Source organism: Shewanella sedimentimangrovi (genome assembly GCF_017354965.1).
Taxonomy (GTDB): domain Bacteria; phylum Pseudomonadota; class Gammaproteobacteria; order Enterobacterales; family Shewanellaceae; genus Shewanella; species Shewanella cyperi.
Map to the genome: position 1 here is coordinate 624,723 of NZ_CP071502.1, position 19,588 is coordinate 644,310.

14 protein-coding genes are annotated in these 19,588 nt (G+C 54.9%); 4 read left to right on the forward strand and 10 right to left on the reverse strand.

The features are described 5' to 3' along the window. Window positions 1–62: 62 nt before the first annotated feature. From JYB85_RS02565 to JYB85_RS02595, 7 genes are all read right to left on the reverse strand, one after another. Window positions 63–1,439: an alkaline phosphatase gene (locus JYB85_RS02565; protein ID WP_207380926.1), complete on the reverse strand. Its 1,377-nt coding sequence runs from the start codon at window positions 1,437–1,439 to the stop codon at window positions 63–65. A 35-nt stretch (window positions 1,440–1,474) separates the two neighbouring features. After that, window positions 1,475–2,428 (reverse strand): glutathione synthase, encoded by a 954-nt coding sequence (gshB, locus tag JYB85_RS02570; RefSeq protein WP_207380927.1) that lies wholly within the window; start codon window positions 2,426–2,428, stop codon window positions 1,475–1,477. Between the two features lie 20 nt (window positions 2,429–2,448). Then, window positions 2,449–3,180: a 16S rRNA (uracil(1498)-N(3))-methyltransferase gene (gene rsmE, locus JYB85_RS02575; RefSeq protein ID WP_207325361.1), complete on the reverse strand. Its 732-nt coding sequence runs from the start codon at window positions 3,178–3,180 to the stop codon at window positions 2,449–2,451. Between the two features lie 15 nt (window positions 3,181–3,195). Further along, window positions 3,196–3,924, reverse strand: coding sequence for an endonuclease (locus tag JYB85_RS02580; RefSeq protein WP_324032813.1), 729 nt, complete (start codon window positions 3,922–3,924; stop codon window positions 3,196–3,198). A gap of 119 nt (window positions 3,925–4,043) precedes the next feature. After that, window positions 4,044–4,592, reverse strand: a complete 549-nt coding sequence (locus JYB85_RS02585; protein ID WP_207325362.1) for a SprT family zinc-dependent metalloprotease — start codon at window positions 4,590–4,592, stop codon at window positions 4,044–4,046. 71 nt (window positions 4,593–4,663) lie between these two features. Next, window positions 4,664–5,821 carry a C15 family peptidase gene (locus JYB85_RS02590; RefSeq protein ID WP_207380928.1) on the reverse strand — a complete coding sequence of 386 codons (1,158 nt, stop codon included), beginning with the start codon at window positions 5,819–5,821 and terminating at the stop codon, window positions 4,664–4,666. A gap of 341 nt (window positions 5,822–6,162) precedes the next feature. Then, on the reverse strand, window positions 6,163–7,074 hold the full coding sequence (locus JYB85_RS02595; protein WP_207380929.1) for a LysR family transcriptional regulator: 912 nt from the start codon (window positions 7,072–7,074) through the stop codon (window positions 6,163–6,165). 120 nt (window positions 7,075–7,194) lie between these two features. Between JYB85_RS02595 and JYB85_RS02600 the strand changes: the two genes are divergently transcribed. The 3 genes from JYB85_RS02600 to fusA all read left to right on the forward strand — a co-directional run bounded on the left by JYB85_RS02600 (window position 7,195) and on the right by fusA (window position 15,650). Continuing rightward, window positions 7,195–11,748: an ATP-binding protein gene (locus tag JYB85_RS02600; RefSeq protein WP_207380930.1), complete on the forward strand. Its 4,554-nt coding sequence runs from the start codon at window positions 7,195–7,197 to the stop codon at window positions 11,746–11,748. 138 nt (window positions 11,749–11,886) lie between these two features. Beyond that, complete coding sequence (locus JYB85_RS02605; RefSeq protein WP_207380931.1) at window positions 11,887–13,290, forward strand: diguanylate cyclase; 1,404 nt, start codon at window positions 11,887–11,889, stop codon at window positions 13,288–13,290. A 269-nt stretch (window positions 13,291–13,559) separates the two neighbouring features. Then, window positions 13,560–15,650 carry an elongation factor G gene (gene fusA, locus JYB85_RS02610; RefSeq protein ID WP_207380932.1) on the forward strand — a complete coding sequence of 697 codons (2,091 nt, stop codon included), beginning with the start codon at window positions 13,560–13,562 and terminating at the stop codon, window positions 15,648–15,650. 348 nt (window positions 15,651–15,998) lie between these two features. On the opposite strand, the gene JYB85_RS02615 is transcribed toward fusA, so the two are convergent. The 3 genes from JYB85_RS02615 to JYB85_RS02625 are packed head-to-tail and all read right to left on the reverse strand — an operon-like array spanning window position 15,999 to window position 18,511. After that, window positions 15,999–16,766 carry a PepSY domain-containing protein gene (locus tag JYB85_RS02615; RefSeq protein WP_207380933.1) on the reverse strand — a complete coding sequence of 256 codons (768 nt, stop codon included), beginning with the start codon at window positions 16,764–16,766 and terminating at the stop codon, window positions 15,999–16,001. Beyond that, window positions 16,763–17,290, reverse strand: a complete 528-nt coding sequence (locus tag JYB85_RS02620) for an FMN-binding protein (RefSeq protein WP_407695870.1) — start codon at window positions 17,288–17,290, stop codon at window positions 16,763–16,765. The genes JYB85_RS02615 and JYB85_RS02620 overlap by 4 nt, the downstream gene beginning before the upstream one ends. Before the next feature lie 60 nt (window positions 17,291–17,350). Beyond that, window positions 17,351–18,511 (reverse strand): porin, encoded by a 1,161-nt coding sequence (locus tag JYB85_RS02625; protein ID WP_207380934.1) that lies wholly within the window; start codon window positions 18,509–18,511, stop codon window positions 17,351–17,353. A 244-nt stretch (window positions 18,512–18,755) separates the two neighbouring features. Here JYB85_RS02625 and JYB85_RS02630 point away from each other — a divergent pair, with 244 nt between their 5' ends. After that, window positions 18,756–19,457 (forward strand): DUF3581 domain-containing protein, encoded by a 702-nt coding sequence (locus tag JYB85_RS02630; protein WP_207380935.1) that lies wholly within the window; start codon window positions 18,756–18,758, stop codon window positions 19,455–19,457. Window positions 19,458–19,588: the final 131 nt, after the last annotated feature.

The window sequence follows — 19,588 nt, forward strand, 5'->3', positions numbered from 1 at the left end:
GCTGACTCCAGGTGCTGCTGCTTAAAGGGTTGTTAGTCAGAGGGCCGTTAGTCAAAGAACCGTTAATTGGTGACGACTTGTTCTTTAAGCGGCTGAGCCTGGGTGTCGGTTTTCACCTCGGGCGTTGCGGCTACAGGCTTTTTGGCCGCCTTGGGCAACAGACTCAGCAGCTTCTGGGCGATGTCGGTATTGTCCTGATGGCCATTGAACAGGCTTGATGCGGGACCTGCGGCAAAAACCTGCACATCCACACCTGTATGTCCCCCGGTGGTCCAGCCGGTGTTGGAGCGGACATCTATCAGACGCTTAATGGCGCTTTCCAGTACATCCTTACCTTGCATTCTGGCTTTGGCCAGCTCAGCGTACTCATAGGCTGAGGGGGCAAAGGCCAGTTGCTGGGCCAGGGGCTGTTGCCAATCCTCATTGGCCAGGGCCTTGGTGGCCATGGTTTCCGGACTGGCATTCAGAGTGCGCAGTACTTCCGGAGTCCACTTGTATTGGCCCGCGGTACCTATGCTCATACCACCTGTGTTGTGATCGGCGGTGACCACCATCAGGGTATCACCACGGCTGCGCACATATTGCTCCACCACTTCAATGGCATTGGCGAATTCGTTCATCTCCCCCATGGCGGCAGCAATGTCATTGCCGTGGCCTGCCCAGTCGATGAGGCTGCCTTCTACCAACAAGACAAATCCTTGCTCCTGGGCGGACAGCAGCTCCAGCGCCTTGGCCGTGAGTTTGCTCAGTTTGTGGGCCTGCGGTTCATCAATGGCCCAGGGCAGTTGCACGTCGGCAAACAGCCCCAGCACCTTGCCACTGCTGATGCCATCAAGTTGGTCAAACTCGCTCAGGGTTTGGTAACCCTTGTCGCGAAAGCGGGTGAGCAGCGCGTCGGAGAAGTAGCGTTGGCCACCTCCGAGCAACACCTGGGCATCGCTGTCCAGATAGCTTTCGGCTATGGCGTCGTAGTTGCGGCGGCTGTCGTTGTGGGACAGAAAGGCCGCGGGGGTGGCATGGTTAATCTGGCAGCTGACGGCGATACCTGTGGCCAGGCCGGCGCCCCTGGCGTGCTCCATCAGCGTGGTCAGAGGTTTGTGTTCTGTGTCAACGGCGATGGCACCGTTATAACTTTTGTAGCCGGTTGACAGTGCGGTGGCGGCCGCCGCAGAGTCGGTCACGTAGCCACTTTCCCTCGCTGGATAAGTGCTGGCCATGCCGACCAGCAGGCGGTCAAACACGGTTTGCTCTATCTCTTCGGTCTCTGGGTTGTCCTTGAAATAGCGATAAGCGCTGGTGTATGCGGGGCCCATACCGTCACCAATCATGATCACCAGATTTTTGGGCTTGGTATTGGTCTTGACCAGGGCGTTGCCATCGGCGGCCATGGCACACAGTGGCAGGCACAGCAGCAGGGCTGAAAAGTGACGCAGTGACATGTCTATTTCCTGTTGTAGTTTTGGACGCTCTGGGATTACTGGCGCTTGCCTAGGCGCGTTTCTATGGCGTCCATCAGCATGCCCGTAATATCCACCTCAAAGGCGGCCTCAATTTCACGGATGCAGGTTGGGCTGGTGACATTGATTTCAGTGAGCTTGTCACCAATGACATCCAAGCCGACAAAGACCAGCCCACGTCGCTTAAGCTCGGGACCTATGGCTCGGGCAATGTGCCAGTCGCTTTCGGACAGGGGCTGGGCCACACCGCGGCCACCGGCTGCGAGGTTACCGCGGGTTTCGCCCTGTTTGGGGATCCGCGCCAGACAATAGGGCACGGGCTCGCCGTCCACCACCAGAATGCGCTTGTCGCCCTGGGTGATGGCCGGAATGAAGGTCTGCGCCATGGCATAGCGCTGACCATAGGCGGTCAACGTCTCTATGATAACCCCGAGATTGGGATCGTCCTGCTTGATCCTGAAGATGAGGGTGCCGCCCATGCCATCAAGTGGCTTGAGAATGATGTCCCCATGCTCGGCGTGGAAGGCGCGGATGCGATTCGGATCCCGGGTGACTATGGTGTCCGGGGTAAACTCAGAGAACCAGGCGGTAAATAGCTTCTCGTTGGCGTCCCGCAGGCTCTGGGGCTTGTTGACTATCAGCACCCCCTGTTCTTCGGCGCGCTCCAGCATATAGGTGGCGTATATATACTCGGTATCGAACGGTGGGTCCTTGCGCATCAGGATCACATCCAGTTCGGTCAATGGGCAGTCACTCACCTCACCCAGCTGATACCAGTTATCGGCGTCCTGCTTAACGGTCAGGGGGCGCATATTGGCGCGGGGAACACCATTGATCATCGCCAGATCCTGCATCTCCATGTAGAAGAGTTGGTAGCCACGGCTCTGGGCTGCCAGCAACATGGCAAAGCTGGAATCTTTCTTGATGTTGATGGCGCTTATGGGGTCCATCACTATACCGAGTTTGATCATTGTCTAATCCTTAAGGTCGCTCAGCCCAGATCGCCAAGTCTGAGCTGCAGGGCTGTAATGGCGGTGAGGGCGGCGGTTTCGGTACGCAACACCCGGGGGCCAAGCAATACGTCGGTGAAGGCGTGGTTCTCTGTCATGGCTATCTCCTCGGCAGAAAGTCCACCTTCGGGGCCGATCAACAGGCGGATGCGTTTGTTCTCCAGTGGCAGACCATTGATGCCGTGTGCCGCCCTGGGATGCAGATTCAGTTTGAGCGCTGTGGTGTTTTCGGCACACCAGTCAGCCAATTCCATTGCCGGTCTGACTTCGGGGACTGTGCTGCGGCCCGATTGTTCACAGGCGCTGATGACTATCTTCTGCCACTGCTGGATACGTTTATCCAGGCGTTCACCGCTGAGCTTGACGCCGCAGCGTTCGGAAAACAGCGGGGTAATGGTGTTGACCCCAAGCTCCACCGATTTTTGCAGGGTAAAATCCATACGATCGCCGCGGGAAATCACCTGTCCCAGGTGTAAGTGCAAGGGCGACTCGGACTCATTGGTCTGCTCGGACAGGACCCGCACAGTGACGGATTTCTTACCGGCCTCGGTGATTTCGGCCAGATAATCCTTGCCGTCGCCGTTGAACAGGCACAACTGCTCACCCGGACCCATGCGCAGCACCCGACCTATGTGGGCCGCACCGTCCTCATCCAGGGCCAGTTCTGCGCCAGGGCTCAGGGGAAAGGGTTGATAAATACGTGGCACTCTCATCTGTGTTCCTGAAATTCAGTCGGCAACCTTTGCCGCGCTCGGGTGGGACTGGCAGGCTTTCGCCACAAAGGGATTATGATTTCCCTGCACCTCGGCTATGGCCTTATCGCGTTTGCATTCAATCATATCAACTGGATAAGTTTTATCCCATGCCTGGAATAACTTTAATTGGCTGCTGGACAGGGCGAGTTTGTAGTTCTGTTGCATGTACAGATAAGTTCGGGCTATGGCCCCGCGACTGCGTGCCGGCGGCTGTACCTTGCGGCCTTTAAAGTCCACCACCATGTCACAACTGCCGTATTGGCCGGCCATGGCATTCCACTGACTGAAGCGGAAGTTGCTGCGATCGCCGTTAACCTCACCTATGGCCGGCACCAGGTTGTGAAGATCGGCTTCCATGCGCCTGAATTGCGGATCCTGCTCGGCACACTGCTTGCGGCCGCCCTTTTGCCAGCATTGGCGCTGATGTCCCAGCTCCCAGGCAGGTACTATGTGTTCCCATTCGATTCGCCCGGCCCTTTGGGCCTGTTTGCGCACCTGGTAGCCACAGCGGGCGAGCTCCGGCTGCCATTGCTTGCCCTGCAGCTTGATGTCGCAGCCGCAATAAAAGCTCTGCAGCGGCAGTTGGGTTTGATAAATATTGCGGGCCAGCTTCTTGGCCTGGGAAAAATCACTTGGATGACCGGTTGAGGCCAACAGCGAAACAGGAAAAAACAGCAAAAACAGCAGCGCAGCTCTGAGCAAAATAAGGCATTCCCGAAAATAGCAATTGTCATCGGCACTGACTGACGATTTGAGTCGGCGTCAGTGTCCTGTTATGGAGCCGCATGGTAAGGGATTGTTATCCCGGTCGCAACCGGGCTTCAGGCCGCGCTGAGCCTTTGGCCACAGCGGCGGCACAGGTATTGGCTTTGGCCGCGAACCACCTTGTTGTGACGCCGAATGGACAGGGGCACTGTGCCGCAGCCGCAGCGATAGTCGACGCTGCGACTGACAGACTGGGTGTCCAGGCTGTGGGTGGTGCGGGGTGCCAGGCCAAAGACGCCGCGCATCAGGGCCTGCCATTCGCGGCCATGGGGGGCAACCCGGCCATGCTGGCGGTAAGCCAGCAGGTGACAGAGTTCGTGGGGAATGACTTCGGTGAAGAATACCTGCGGATTTTCTTCCAGCAGCACCGCATTGAGGCGCATACGGTTTTCCTGCAAGTGGGCCATACCGGCACAGCGGCCCCTGAGTTTGAAACTGAGGGCTGGGCGGGGCACCTGGATGCCAAGCACGGCTTCGGCCCGCAAGCAGGCACTTTCCAGATGAATTTGCGCCTCTTCCTGCGCCCGGGTGGCGGGGATGCACTGAGCTACTGTGGTTCCCTGAATTGCGGGCCTGTGGGCTGGACTGAACAAGCGCTTGAACATCTGCTGACCATGGCTGGAGATAATAAAAAGGCGTCATTGCCAGAGACAATGACGCCTGCGACCGCCCCAGTTTACAGCGCCTTGGCGGCGGCCTCCACCATGGCCTTCACTTGCTCGGCTATGGCGCTCTCTTCATCGGCGTTATAGCCGGCGATCCTGGGGGTGTGGATATGGCCCACGGGCAGGGTGCGACCGAACTGCTGTTGCAGCAAGATGGCGCGGTAGGAAATCTCGTTGGACAGGTATCCACCGCCAGAGCCTTCTACCGAGGTGGCATCCTTGAGCTCCCTGAGGGAAACAGCATCGAATTCGCCCCGCTGCAAGGTGGTGACCCTGTGGTTGTCGTTGACCTGCCAGCGGCCCTTGACGGCCTGCATGGCGGCCACCGGCAATGAAAACTGCACAAATTCGTCGCCGTTCAACATCTTGCCATCCAGCATAGGTGCCAGGGGCGCGGTCTTGCTGGCACCCGTCATCACGTTGAGGTTATCGGGGGCTTCGGCGCTGCGGTTGCGTCCGGGAAAGCGCTCAAGATCAAAGTTGTCCCGGCCCATGCTGACGGTCAGCACCATGTTGATGCTGTTATTGCGATAGAAGGGTGTCAGTAAAGACTCAATGATGCCCTGATCAAAATCGGCGAAGCGCACAGGGATCATTACGGTTTCCACCTGGGCCTTTTTGCCGTTAACCTCAAAGCGGTAACCATCGAGCATCAGCGCCACCAAACCCGACGGGTTGCTCTGGCCTATATTGCGGTCGAGGAAGAAAGGATCGAAGCCGGTGAGCAGAATTTTCAGCTGTGCATCGTCGGCAAAATGGATGTCACTGAAGCCGCGGGAAGACTTTTCCACGGCTTTGACCAGAATATCCCGCTGCCAGGGGGCGATATTGAATCCGGGTTGAGTCTGTTTGAGCTTGGCGCGCATGGCCAAACGTGACCAATAGAGGGGTCTGTCATCCAGATTGCCCGATTGCACGTCACGCACCGCCTGCTGCCACAGGCGCAGGCCCTGGTGTGCCATGGTATTGGTGACGGCCAACTCTTCGGTACTGGCGGCATACTTTTCCACCAACCCCTCCAATAAACCCTGATAACGTTGGCTGACTTCGGGGAGTTCGCTGTTGGCCTTGGCCAGACGGGCCTCCTCGACATCCAGGTTGGCAAAAACGGCAAATGGCGCGGCTGTCAGCCCCAAAGAGAGCATTGCCGGAAGCAGGCGCTTGAACATGGGAATTCCTTTAAACTTGGCCGGACAAAGATGTATGGCGTTGATTTGACATAATTCTAGTTGAAAAACAGGGATATCACAGAGTGGCCCGAAAATCGAGTTACAGGCTTAAGAATTCTTCATCCTGTCACTGTTGCTGCCATCAGCCCATCATGCCGGGCAGGGACTCCTGGCTGCCGATGCGTTTGCCGAAAAAGTTCGGGCACATGCTGATGGCTGATGGTTTGGATGCAAGCGGCGGTCAGCCCATCATTCCGAGCAGGGACTCCTGGCTGCCGATGCGTTTGGCGAAAAAGGTCCGGGCACATGCTGATGACTGATGGCTTGGATGCAAGCGGCTGTCAGCCCATCATGCCGAGCAGGGACTCCTGGCTGCCTATGCGTTTGGCAAAAAAGTCCAGGAACACGCTGATATTGGTGGCCAGCTGGCGGCGGCTGGAATAGACCCCGTAGACCTTGAACGGTTCCATGGGCCATTCGGGCAGTATGGGTACCAAGGCGCCACTGGCCAACTCCTTTTTGCACACCGAATGGGACAGCATGGCAATACCGAAGTCGTCCAACGCCAGCTGTTTGACCATGATGGAGCTGTTGACCCTGACCTTACGGTTAAAGCTGACCATGGTCTTGCGGCTGCCTTTGCCCAAAGGCCAGATGGGGGCAGAGCGGGAGGTACCCAGCAGAATGCCCGAGTGATCCGCCAGCTCATTGGGGGTGGCGGGAATACCCTTGGTTTTGAGATAGCCGGGACTGGCCACCAGTATGGGTTGGCGCTCGAACAATAAGCGAGCCACCAGATCCGAGGATTGCAACGGGCCGTACTTAATGGCGATATCAAAACCTTCGCCCACCAGACCCACGTCCGAATCGGTGAACTGCACATCCAGCTGCACATTGGGATACAGGCGCATAAAGCCACTGCACAGTTTGGCAATCAGCTCCTGGCTGAAGGACACCGGAATGGCAATGCGCAGCGAGCCGCTGACATCGTTCTGGGTATGTTCTATGACGGCCTTGGCGGCTTCCACTTCGTTGACTATGGACTCGCAATGCTGATAAAAGAGGGCGCCTACCTGGGTCAGGCTCAGATTGCGGGTATCCCTTTGCAGCAATCGCACGCCAAGTTGTTCTTCCAATTGAGCAACTTTGCGACTTATGGTGGATTTTGGCAGGCCGGTATCCCGGGCCGCCTGACTGAAACCCTGAGATCTGACCACTGCGGCAAACAGCGCCATCCCATTCAAATCTGGCATGTTTTTCTACTGTCTCAAATATGGAACAAAGCGTCCAAGGCAGTTTAATGGCAATTGGCGAAAGAACAAAGTTATATTTATTGGCTAAAAATTTTCAGAGGCTTAGCAGAGGATCTCTTGATGACCAGCAAAAAGCAGCCCGTAACAACGACTCAAGCACAGACGCCCGATCCCCTGTTTTTGCAGGCGGAGCATCTGGCAAAGGATTTTTCGCTGTTTCCCAAACACAGCAAACAAAGTTTATCTGATGAAATTAAAGGTCTTTTGGATGATGATGCCATCCAGATCAACCTGAAGACCCTGGCCAAGCTGGACGTAGATGGCTATGTGGCCAAGGTGATCCAGCCGACCCAGGACAAAAATCGTCCCGGTGCCAAGCGTATCATTGCCGATTTGAAAGGCAAGGTGATCACCGAGACCCATATGGGCTCTTTCTACAGCGCAGAAGTGGATCTCAACTTCGGCAGCCGTAACCGTCGCATAGGTTTCATCGCCCAGGAACGTACCACAGCCAACGGCGCCTGGATGCCTGAGCATCACCTGGCGGCCTGTAAGGCCATTCGTCATTTCGCCGAACTGTCCATGCCGATTGTTTACCTCATCGACACCCCCGGTGCCGATGCGGGTGAAATTGCCAACAGCAACAACCAGGCACACTCCATTTCCAAGGCCATTGCCGAGAGTGCCAACGTTGATGTGCCAACCGTAGGTATAGTGATCGGTGCCGGTTATTCCGGTGGTGCCATTCCCCTGGCCGCCGCCAACATTTTGTTGTCTTTGCGCGACGGTATCTTCAACACCATTCAGCCCCAGGGTCTGCAGAGCATTGCCCGCAAGTACAACCTGTCTTGGCAGGAATGTGCCAAGTCCGTGGGTGTGTCTCCTGAAGAACTGTACACCGCCGGTTGTATCGACGGTATTATCGACTTCTCACCCTCAGATCGCGACGAGCGTCAACACAACCTGCGCCGCGCCATCATCAGCTCCATTGAGGCCGTAGAGCGTGCCGCAGTGAAGTTTGTGAAGGAGTCCGAAGACCTGCGTGAACACTATGACCGTTCACTGCATCGCTTCCTGAATCCTTCGCCAAACATCAAGGCCCTGGACACCACGGCCAATATGGCGGTGGCCAGCAGCCCCACCATGCACCTGAACCTGTTCGGCAGCGCCTACCGCTACCTGCGTTACCTGACCCTGCGCAGCCGTATCCATTCCATCTCCCAGGAGCAATATGGTCGCCTGTCCAAGGTGAGCGTGCCCGAAGGGGATCTGTTGGCCCGTATCCAGAAGGAACAGGAAAAAGTATTCCAGTCCTGGTTGTCTGCACCGGACAAGGTGGTATACGACGAGGAACTGTCCAAGCTGTGGAATAACTTTGTTGCCAAGCGTGCCGATGTGTCCACCGAGCGCAACATGCTGACCCGTTTGATCCTGGGTGAGCCGAAAGAGAACTACAAGAAGGCCCGCAAGGCGCTGATGTTCAACATCGGCTGGTCCCTGTTCCATCGCTGGAAAGCCAACGCTGCCAACAACTTCAAGGGGCTGATCCATTATCTGGAAACCCTGCCTGCCGAAGTGACCCAGGCCGATTGGCCCGAGCTGAACAACCTGACAGTGCTGGACGTGGTGGTAAATAACGAGTTGCGCGAAGACTTTATCTGGCAATGCCATAACATACTGATCTTCAACGCTCTGTATGACAATGTGGTCGGTAACCTGGCGTCCATCGCCAAGGAAGCCATGATGTCCAAGAGCCTGTCCCGCGCCTCTGTGGACAGCCTGCTGCACAAGTCCATCGACCGCGCCCTGTCTACCCAGGACACGGCCAATGACAAGAGCAAGTTCTACAAGTGGCTGAAGTACTTCATGTCTCAGTCCAACCGCGCCGAGCTGCTGACCAAGACTGAGCAGTGGAAGAGCGTGGGTTTCCCACAGCTGAACGACTCTCTGTTCGTTATCCTGACCTATTTCTTCGAGCGCCTGCTGCCGGAATATTTCGACAGTGAAGAAGACAACGGTAAGTACACCGGCACCATTAACCCTGTACGCATCGGTCGTCGCAAGGACTTCTGGAACCGCCTGACCATGGGCTACCAGGATCTGCTGATCCAGAAGGTACTGCGTGACGAGAAGAAAGCCGGCAAGATGACCTGGGAAAATGTCATCAACCAGTTCTTCAAGCATTTTGAAGAGGTCAATGGCGACAAGATGTCTGCCAACCTGCTCAACTTCCCGGGTTTCCGTTTGTCCATCGAAGATGCGCTGGACAAGGGGATCCGTCCTTGCGGTCTGATCACCGGTGTAGCCGATTTCGAACACCAGGGCAGCAGCCTCAAGGTGGGCGTTGCCGTGTCCAACACAGCGTTCCAGGCCGGTGCTTTCGATATGGCTTCCGCCGAGAAGTTCTCCGCCCTGCTGATCGAGTGTGCCAAGCGCAAGCTGCCGGTGATCTGCTTTATCTCCTCAGGTGGTATGCAGACCAAGGAAGGCGCCGCGGCGCTGTTCTCCATGGCGGTGGTAAACGATCGTATTACCCGTTTTATCCGTGACAACGAACTGCCTGTACTGATGTTCGGTTTCGGTGACTGTACCGGTGGTGCCCAGGCGTCCTTCGTGACCCATCCTTTGGTGCAGACCTATTACCTGTCAGGCACCAATATGCCGTTCGCCGGTCAGATGGTGGTTCCGGCTTACCTGCCGTCCACTTCAACCCTGTCCAACTACCTGTCCAAGGTACCGGGTGCCATGAACGGGCTGGTGTTTAACCCCTTCAGCGACACGTTGGACAGCCAGCTGGCAAGCATAGATCCGCTGATGCCAATGCCTGCCACCCGCATTGAAGATGTGATCACCAACGCCCTGTCTACCCTGGTTCCCGATACTCAGGTGGAAGATGAGGAAATCCGTCAGGATGACCCACGTGCGCTGATGAAGCCCATCGACAAGGTGCTGGTACATGCCCGTGGTTGTACCGCGGTTAAACTGATCCGCAAGGCACACGACAACAATATCAATGTGGTGCTGGTGGCCTCCGATCCCGACATGACAGCCGTACCGGCCGACATGCTGAAGGAAAACGACAAGCTGGTGTGTCTGGGTGGTAACACCTCCGACGAATCCTACCTGAACGCTTACTCAGTGCTGAAAGTGGCCGAATACGAGCAGGTTGACGCACTACACCCAGGTATTGGCTTCCTGTCCGAGAGTCCGCAGTTTGCTGCCCTGTGTGTGAACAACGGTGTGAACTTTGTGGGTCCGAGCGTGCACTCCATGACCACCATGGGTAACAAGTCCAACGCCATCAAGACCTCCCAGGCCCAGAACGTGCCTGTGGTACCCGGTTCTCACGGTATTCTGTCCAACGCCGAGCAGGCGGTGAACGTGGCCAGTGAAATCGGTTATCCGGTACTGCTCAAGGCGGTACAAGGCGGCGGTGGTAAAGGTATCCAGGTGGTTAAGCGCCCCGAGGATATGATCCCGCTGTTTATGAAGACCTCCACCGAAGCGGCTGCCGCGTTCGGTAATGGTGACCTGTACCTGGAAAAATATGTGACCTCACTGCGTCACATCGAAGTTCAGCTGCTGCGTGACAAGTTCGGCAACACCAAGGTACTGGGTCTGCGTGACTGCTCGGTACAACGTAACAACCAGAAGGTGATCGAAGAGTCCGGTTCTACCATGCTGCCACCTGAGCTGAAGCAGCAGGTGCTGGATTACACCCGTGCCCTAGGTGATGCCGTGGACTACATGGGCGCAGGTACAGTGGAGTTCATCTATAACCTGGATGCCAACGAAGTGTACTTCATGGAGATGAACACCCGTCTGCAGGTGGAACACCCTGTGACCGAGGCCACCTCAGGTATCGACATAGTCTCTGCCCAGTTCGACATCGCTGCCGGTCGCTCTATCGAGAAGCTGGAGCCGAAGGAAATCGGTTACGCCATGGAAGTGCGCGTCACCGCCGAGAAGGCCGCTCTGGACAGCAATGGCGTACTGCAACTGGTGCCAAACCCTGGCAAGATCACCGAGTGTGTGCTGCCTGAGCTCGACTATGTGGAAATCATCTCCATAGCTGCCGAAGGCAAGGAAGTGTCGCCTTACTACGACAGCCTGATCGCCCAGATCATCGTTCGCGGCGAAACCCGTGAAGACGTGGTGGCCAAGCTGTATGACTACCTCGACAGCGTAGTGATCAAGGGTATTGCCACCAACATTCCTCTGCTGAAGCGTATCCTCAAGGATGCCACCTTCAACGAAGGCGTGTATGACACCAACTACCTGCCACGTCTGTTGGCCGAGCTGGATATCCCTGCGTTGATCGCCGAGATGGAAGCTGCCGCCGAGACCCAGGGTGTGGATACAGAATCCCTGCGTGTGGGTGAGTCCAACGAACTCAAGGTATTGGCACAGGGCGCGGGTATTTTCTATACCTCTCCCGCTCCGGGCGAAGCCGATTTCGTCAAGGAAGGGGATATAGTGACAGTGGATCAAACCCTGGCGCTGACCGAAGCCATGAAGATGTTCTCCCAGGTGACCCTGGCCGGCTTCAACCGCAAGGGTGCGGTGCTCTATCCGGAAGATCAGAAGTACCGCATTGAGCGTATCCTCAACACCAATGGTCAGCAGGTGTCTCAAGGGGATCTGCTGTTCGTGGTATCGCCCGTCGAAGCCTGAGTCGATAAGGCTAATTGATTGAAAATACCCGCCATTTGGCGGGTATTTTTTTTACAAGGTATGCAAAGGCTGACTGCGTTGGCGCTGAAAGTGGGCTACGCTCAGTCTGGAGAACTCTGACGGAGGATAAAAACGAATATGGGGTGGCGTGGCAGACTGATGGCCTGTGTTTTGTTATTTGTCCCTGTCATGGCCATGGGGGCCCAGCCCCGGCATATCCGTGTCTGTGTTGATCCCGATTGGCTCCCTTTTGAGGCCCTGCATGAAGGTCGCCATATTGGAATTTCATCGGACTATTTGCGTTATGTGGCTGATTATCTTGGGTTCAGCATTGAGCTTATCCCTACCAGCAGTTGGCAGGACACCCTGGAGCTGCTCAAGCGGGGTGGCTGTCAGCTCAGTCCCATGCTGAATAAAACCCGCGAGCGCAATGCTTACCTGAGATTCAGTGACGTTTATTTCCGCTCGCCCAATGTGCTGGTGTCCACCAAGGAGCAGCCTTTTTTGCAGAGTTTTGAGCAAATTGGCGATCGCTCGGTGGCAGTGCCGCGGGGCTATCGGCTGCAGGAATACGTTAAATCCTATTATCCCAGGGTGAGGTTGCGCCTGGTTTCAAGCGAACGGGAAGGCTTGGCTGCGGTGGCCACAGGCAAGGCTGATCTCTATGTCGGAGCCATGTTTTCGGTGAATGCCCAAATCCAGGACAGTGGCTTTTCCAATCTAAAGATTGCCGGTTGGGGTGGGCCCGAGGATGAATTGCGGATGGCGGTGATCCCCGAGTTGGAGCCCATGCTTCAGGACATCAATACCGCGCTTGCCAATATCAGCGATCAGCAGCGCCTCGCCTTTTACCAGAAGTGGAACAATATTCAGGTCATAGATGAGACCGACTACGGCCTGCTCTACTGGGGATTGGGGCTGGCCTTTCTGAGCAGTCTGTTACTGTTTATGCGCAATCAAATTATCAGCCGCTACAACAGTGAGTTGATGTCGAAAAACCAGCAGTTGGAGCAGATGCGTGAGGATTTGCAGGCATCAAACCGTGAGCTGGCCTTTCTTTCCTGGCACGATCCCCTGACCCGTCTGTACAACCGTCACTACGTCAATCAGTGGATAGATGACAATCCCGCCACCCTGGCCGGGCGTCACTATCCCATTTGTCTGATGATCATTGATGTGGACTTTTTCAAAGAGATCAATGATGAACATGGGCACAACACAGGTGATCAGGTTCTGGTGGAGCTGGCAAGCGTACTGCAGTTGCAATTGCAGCAGGATGACATTCTAGCCCGCTGGGGAGGCGAAGAATTTGTCATAGTGTGCCAGCGATGCTCCCCGGAACAGGGCGTCGCCAGGGCCGAGGCCCTGCTTGCCGCGGTAACCGCCAAACAATTTTGCAAAGGTATCTCCCTGGGGTGCAGTGTGGGATTGGCGGTACTGAGACCGGATGAATCCATGCTGTCGTGTCTGGAACGTGCCGATAAAGCCCTGTATCAGGCCAAGTCAGAGGGTCGCCATCGCGCCATAATGGCTTTTGACTAAGGCCTGTTCTCATTCAAGTCTTGTCTGATTTATAAACAGTTTGTCATCAGGCCAATTGGCCTAAGACGGTATGTCTTTAGTGTGTGATTTTTAATCGTTTTATTTCTTAAGCCTTAAGGGCTAAGCACTTTGACCACTAAAAAGTAGCGAAGCTGTTTGCGCCGCGAAGGGTTCCCATTTACAATATGCGCCTTAAATCCTGATGTGTGGTCTGCTGCTTTTTGTGGCATACTCCGTCTACTTTCTAAACTAAGCAAAAAAGTTGAATCATGACCGACTTATCAAAATACAGAAACATTGGTATTTTCGCTCACGTTGACGCGGGTAAAACCACGACCACAGAGCGTATCCTCAAGCTGACCGGTAAAATCCACAAACTGGGTGAAGTGCATGACGGCGCCTCTACCATGGACTTCATGGATCAGGAAGCAGAACGTGGTATTACCATTCAGTCCGCTGCTACTACCTGTTTCTGGAAAGATCACCGTTTCAACGTTATCGATACACCCGGCCACGTTGACTTCACCGTTGAAGTGTACCGTTCTCTGAAAGTACTGGACGGTGGTGTTGGCGTATTCTGCGGTAGCGGCGGTGTAGAACCACAATCAGAAACCAACTGGCGTTATGCCAACGATTCCGAAGTTGCCCGTATCATCTTCGTGAACAAGCTGGACCGTATCGGTGCTGACTTCCTGCGCGTAGTTGCTCAGATTAAGAAAGTACTGGGTGCCAACCCTCTGGTGATGACTCTGCCAATCGGTCGTGAAGACGAGTTCGTGGGCGTGGTTGACGTACTGAACCGTCAAGCCTTCGTTTGGGATGACACTGGTCTGCCAGAAAACTACCAAATTAAAGAAATTCCTGCCGACATGGTCGACCAGGTTGAAGAATACCGTGAAATGCTGGTTGAAACTGCCGTTGAGCAGGACGACGACCTGATGGAAGCTTACATGGAAGGTAACGAGCCTTCTATCGAAGACCTGAAGCGTTGTATCCGTAAGGGTACCATCAACCTGTCTTTCTTCCCCACCTTCTGCGGTTCTGCTTTCAAGAACAAAGGTATGCAGCTGGTTCTGGATGCAGTAGTTGACTACCTGCCTTCTCCTACCGAAGTTGATCCTCAGCCTCTGACTGACCCAGAGACTGGTGAAGAGACCGGTGAAGTGGCTACAGTTTCTGTAGACGAGCCTTTCCGCGCTCTGGCATTCAAGATCATGGATGACCGTTTCGGCGCCCTGACCTTTATCCGTATCTACTCTGGTAAGCTGAAGAAGGGTGACACCATCCTGAACTCTGCTACCGGTAAGACAGAACGTATCGGCCGTATGGTGGAAATGCACGCCAACGATCGTAACGAAATCGACACTGCCCAAGCCGGTGACATCATTGCCGTTGTGGGTATGAAGAACGTTCAGACCGGTCACACCCTGTGTGATCCTAAGCATGAATGTACTCTGGAACCCATGATCTTCCCAACTCCAGTAATCTCCATCGCCGTGACTCCTAAGGATAAAGGCGCTTCCGAGAAGCTGGGTATCGCTCTGGGTAAGATGGTTGCTGAAGATCCATCCTTCCAGGTTGAAACCGACCAGGAAACCGGTGACACCATCCTGAAAGGTATGGGTGAACTGCACTTGGACATCAAGGTTGACATCCTGAAGCGTACCTTCGGTGTAGATCTGACTGTAGGTGCTCCTCAGGTGGCCTACCGTGAAACCATCACTCAAGCCGTTGAAGATGGTTACACCCACAAGAAGCAATCAGGTGGTTCTGGTCAGTTCGGTAAGATCGACTACCGCATCCGTCCTGGTGAGCCAGGTACCGGCTTCAAGTTCGTTTCTACCGTTGTGGGTGGTAACGTTCCGAAGGAATTCTGGCCTGCCGTTGAGAAAGGCTTCGAGAGCATGATGGATGAAGGTCCTCTGGCCGGCTTCCCTGTGTTGGACGTTGAAGTTGAGCTGTTCGATGGTTCTTACCACGCGGTTGACTCTTCAGCCATCGCCTTCGAAATCGCCGCCAAAGGTGCATTCCGTCAATCCATGCCTAAGGCCAAGCCACAGCTGCTGGAGCCTATCATGAAGGTTGACGTGTTCACTCCAGACGATCATGTGGGTGACGTTATCGGTGACCTGAACCGTCGTCGCGGCATGATCAAAGATCAGGAAGCTGGTCTGACTGGCGTACGCGTTAAGGCAGACGTACCGCTGGCCGAAATGTTCGGTTACATCGGTCACCTGCGTACCATGACCTCTGGTCGTGGTCAGTTCTCCATGGAATTCTCTCATTACAACGCTTGCCCAGCCAACGTGGCAGAGACTGTAATTGCTGAGACCAAGGCCAAGAACGCCGCCAAGAAGTAATTGAACTTCTGATGAAAAACCCGCCTTATGGCGGGTTTTTTTATGCCTGCAACCTGGCGGTATATGCGTCTCTTTGGCACGGCCTTGGGGCATAGCCCATACTTGCTTGGCTGATCGGAATCGGTGAAGGTTTATAAAGGAATAGGGATTTTTCTATGAAACAACATGCCCCTGGACAATCTTGAGCGCTGTCATTCTGGGATACCTGCTGCTGGACGATACCTTATATCAAAGCTGGATGTGTTTGTGTTCAGCCAACCGGCGACACAGGACAAGCCCAAGCGGTGCGCTTGAAATCCGGTGTAATACCCGAGCCTGTCGGTGGTGTGGAACTGTTCTGAGACCCTCTCAGTGGCGCTTTTGCTGCCACCAGATATAGCCACCGCTGACACTGATGAGCACAAAGACAAGCGCGAGAAAGTCCCATAGCCACTTGGCCCACTGACCAAACAAACGACCGCTGTGCAGGTCCAGCAAGACTCTTTCCCAGTTGAGACTAGCGGAGCGGGCCTGCAACTGCAGTGCGGTATCTGCTTGTGCCACAGCTTGAATCCATTCTGGAGCCTTGAAGGGCATGGCCCTGCTCCATTCAATCAACTGTGAATCGCTTTGGTACATGCCATCGGCAGCCTGCAGCCAGATTTCATCGGGCCCCATTACCGCCAGATTTGCGAGCGCTTTCGGCAAGCCGGTACTGGTGTCCTGGACTTCCTGCAGTTGCCCTTGGCCGTCAAGCAGATACAGGTTGTCGCTGTCTATGGCCAGAACAAATCCTTCGGTCCTTACCGCCGCCAACAAGGGCCCCTTGGCTTCCAATACCTGACGTTCGCCAAGCCACAACAGGTTATCTGTCGCAGCGAGCACTTCCGGGGCGGTTTCAAACAGCAGAACCTGGTTTGGTGGCTGAATGCCGTACCAGTCCAGCAACCAGTTGAGGGTCACCCGACTTTGGGGCAGGTGCCAATCATCGGCATGGTTGATGGCCACGCCTGTGAGGGCCAGCAGCAGTAAAAACAGGGCGCCGACCAGACCCAGGCGTCTGTGCCATGGCCTCAGGTGACGCTTGAAGGCCAGCGACAGGGGAGAGCGTTTGCCTGAATGTAACTTTTTGCTCATTGGGAGACTTGGGCTTCCTGAGGTTGCAGTGCGGCATCCAGATACAGGGCAACGCGTGACAACTTGGTCAGGGCCCTTACCGACAGGGTTGCCCCCGTGATACCGTCAATGGTTTTGTCTAATTGCAGATTGGGGGTCAGTGTCGCCGATTTGAATTGATCGGTAAAGAAGTCATGGCGTACTTCATCACCGCGGCTCTCCCGGTACACCAGCACCTTAGTGCGGGCAATCCGGCCCTGATCTACGTGGATGCCAACCGTAATGGGGGATTCTTTGCCAATTTCTTCCAATATCCATACGCTTTGGGATGGTTTGGCCCAGTAGCGCACCCTGAATTTGTTGAATTTATGGGCGAGGATTTCTTCTATGTCGCTCTTCTGCTTATCGTTGAGCCACAGCACCTGAGCCTTGGGCAGTTCACCCAATGACTGGCGAATAAAGTCATCATTGCTCTGGTAGATTTCATCGGCCTGAGGGGTGGCCATGAACAGCAGGGAAAGGAGCAGCAGTAGGGGCTTCATCATAAAATTATCCGCTGACAGAAAGTCAAAAAGGGGCCCGAGGCCCCTTTTATTTTGCATGGCTTAGAACTGGTAGCCAACACCCAGGTTGAAGCCGTCTGAATCCAGGGTGCCACCCTGATTTTCATAATCGGCTTTCAGCACTACATTTTCGTGGATCCAGTAGTTCACACCCACGGAAGTAACCTTCTTCTTGCTGTCGACACTGTCACCGGCTTCGTTGTCCCACTCGTTGTAACGGGCGAACACACCGAACTGGTCGTTGATGCGGTATGAAGGCTCAATGTACCAACCCTTCTGAGTGTCGCGACCTTTGGCCTTGGCTTCGGCGCCATCGATATCCCACTGGGCGTACAGGCCTTTAACTGTGAAGCCGCCAACAGTGTAAATGGCATGGGCTTCCAGCAGGGTGGCAGAGGCTTCTTCACCTACATCGGTATCACCCTGGGTGACATCGGCTTGGTATTGGGCGGTGGCGGCCAGTTCCAAACCTGGAATCGCCGTGTACTTCACGCGGCCTGTGTAAGCCAGGGCTTCGGCACTGGCTTCAGACACTTTCTGACGGCCACCACGTACCTTGAAGTTATCTTCCACTTTCAGACCAGAGGTCACGGCAGCATCGAAGGCCAGACCTGGAGCAGCCTTGATATTCAGGGCCAGACCACCTTCCCACCAAGTGGCAGGAATAATGTTTTTCTCAACAGGGTTACGCTCAACACCGTAGAAGGCTGGGGGCTCGTGGGTTTCGTTGATGATACCAACTGGTACCAGGAACAGACCGGCTTTACCCGTCAGGGCATCGCTAAAGTCATGCTCAACATATGCCTGTTCCAGCTCAACTTCACCGGCGTCATCTTCTTCGTGGGAAGCGATAACGTGCTCAACTTCCAGTTCGGAGAAGAAACGGGTCTTGCTGTTGAACTCATGGCCGAAGAACATCACGAAACGATGGAAATCGATCTCGGCATCGCTGTTAGACATGTTGTTGTAGTGCAGTTCGCCGTAACCACCAATGGTAGTGGCACTCTTGCCTTGGCCTTGTTCGGCAGCATCGGCGGTCTGTTCAACGCGCTTTTCGGTTTCTTCCAGGCGCTTTTCCAGATCCTTGAGCACTTTTTGCTGCTGTTCGATCACTTGGCGCAGTTCCTGAGTGTCGTCGGCGGCGATAGCAGCTTGGCTGGCAAACAGGCCCAGCATGGCGGTGGCGAGCAGAGTCTTTTTCATTATTCCCATTCCCCGAAATGTAAGAAGTTGGATGCTTGTTTTGATGGCGGCTATTCTACTCACTGATTTTTTAAATGCAAACGATTCGCATTGATATTTATGATCCAGATCAAAAACTGGGATGTTTCAGCAAAATGTCTCACCTGTATCGGGGACTTAAGTCATCGGGTGAGTTATTCGCCGACTTTGGGGTAGACTTGGCGCCTGTTTTATCTCAGTTAATAGAGACAGTGTTCGAGCGCCTATGTTTTTGGATCCTTATTTCAACCAGACAGACACCAGAGTTCAGATCAGCAAGGCCCAGGCCAGTGCTTTCGCCAAGGGTATAGCCCAGGACTTCAACCCCATACATGACGTGGATGCCAAGCGCTTCTGCGTTCCAGGCGATCTGCTGTTTGCCCTGGTGCTGAGCCACTATGGTTTGAGCCAGAAGATGCAGTTTCGCTTTGAAGGCATGGTGGGAGACGGGGTGGAATTGCAGTTTCCTGCCGAGGTAGGTGAAGCCTTTTCCGTCCGCGACAGCCGTGACAAGAGTTACCTGCAGGTACAACGCCAGGGTGAAGTGAGTCACTGTCCCGAGCAAATCGAGTCTTTCATTCGCAGCTACGTAGCCTTCTCCGGGCTTAATTTTGTCCACGTGCTGGTGCCCCTGATGCATGAACACGGCGTGATGATCAATCCGGACCGTCCACTGGTGATCTACGAGAGCATGGCATTCGAGCTTAATAGCCTCGACTTCACCCAGGTGACACTGGAACTGGTGAAATCCAGCCTGGCCATAGATGGCAAGCGCGGCGACGTGACCTTGGAATTTGCCCTTATGGCCGAGGGCAAGACAGTGGGCACCGGCCTCAAAACCCTGGTGATGAGCGGCCTGCGTCCACTGGAGTCCGAGCAGGTTGATGCCATGGTGGCCGAGTACGAATCCCGTCGTCAGCGTGGTTGAGTCCAGTCGATAGCCATCGCGGCAAATATGCCTGCTTGACGCCCGCTGAAGTCTGAGCCGATAAGCGGCTCGGCGGTGGCTAACTGTCATGATCCACTTCAATGGGGCACGGCTGTGATTGTCAGCCCCAA

Excerpts from the sequence above, each read along its gene's own strand:
- JYB85_RS02565 (WP_207380926.1), bottom strand. The coding sequence starts at position 1,439 with ATGTCACTGCGTCACTTTTCAGCCCTGCTGCTGTGCCTGCCACTGTGT.
- gshB (WP_207380927.1), bottom strand. The coding sequence starts at position 2,428 with ATGATCAAACTCGGTATAGTGATGGACCCCATAAGCGCCATCAACATC.
- rsmE (WP_207325361.1), bottom strand. The coding sequence starts at position 3,180 with ATGAGAGTGCCACGTATTTATCAACCCTTTCCCCTGAGCCCTGGCGCA.
- JYB85_RS02585 (WP_207325362.1), bottom strand. The coding sequence starts at position 4,592 with ATGTTCAAGCGCTTGTTCAGTCCAGCCCACAGGCCCGCAATTCAGGGA.
- JYB85_RS02590 (WP_207380928.1), bottom strand. The coding sequence starts at position 5,821 with ATGTTCAAGCGCCTGCTTCCGGCAATGCTCTCTTTGGGGCTGACAGCC.
- JYB85_RS02595 (WP_207380929.1), bottom strand. The coding sequence starts at position 7,074 with ATGCCAGATTTGAATGGGATGGCGCTGTTTGCCGCAGTGGTCAGATCT.
- JYB85_RS02600 (WP_207380930.1), top strand. The coding sequence starts at position 7,195 with ATGACCAGCAAAAAGCAGCCCGTAACAACGACTCAAGCACAGACGCCC.
- JYB85_RS02605 (WP_207380931.1), top strand. The coding sequence starts at position 11,887 with ATGGGGTGGCGTGGCAGACTGATGGCCTGTGTTTTGTTATTTGTCCCT.
- fusA (WP_207380932.1), top strand. The coding sequence starts at position 13,560 with ATGACCGACTTATCAAAATACAGAAACATTGGTATTTTCGCTCACGTT.
- JYB85_RS02615 (WP_207380933.1), bottom strand. The coding sequence starts at position 16,766 with ATGAGCAAAAAGTTACATTCAGGCAAACGCTCTCCCCTGTCGCTGGCC.
- JYB85_RS02620 (WP_407695870.1), bottom strand. The coding sequence starts at position 17,290 with ATGATGAAGCCCCTACTGCTGCTCCTTTCCCTGCTGTTCATGGCCACC.
- JYB85_RS02625 (WP_207380934.1), bottom strand. The coding sequence starts at position 18,511 with ATGAAAAAGACTCTGCTCGCCACCGCCATGCTGGGCCTGTTTGCCAGC.
- JYB85_RS02630 (WP_207380935.1), top strand. The coding sequence starts at position 18,756 with ATGTTTTTGGATCCTTATTTCAACCAGACAGACACCAGAGTTCAGATC.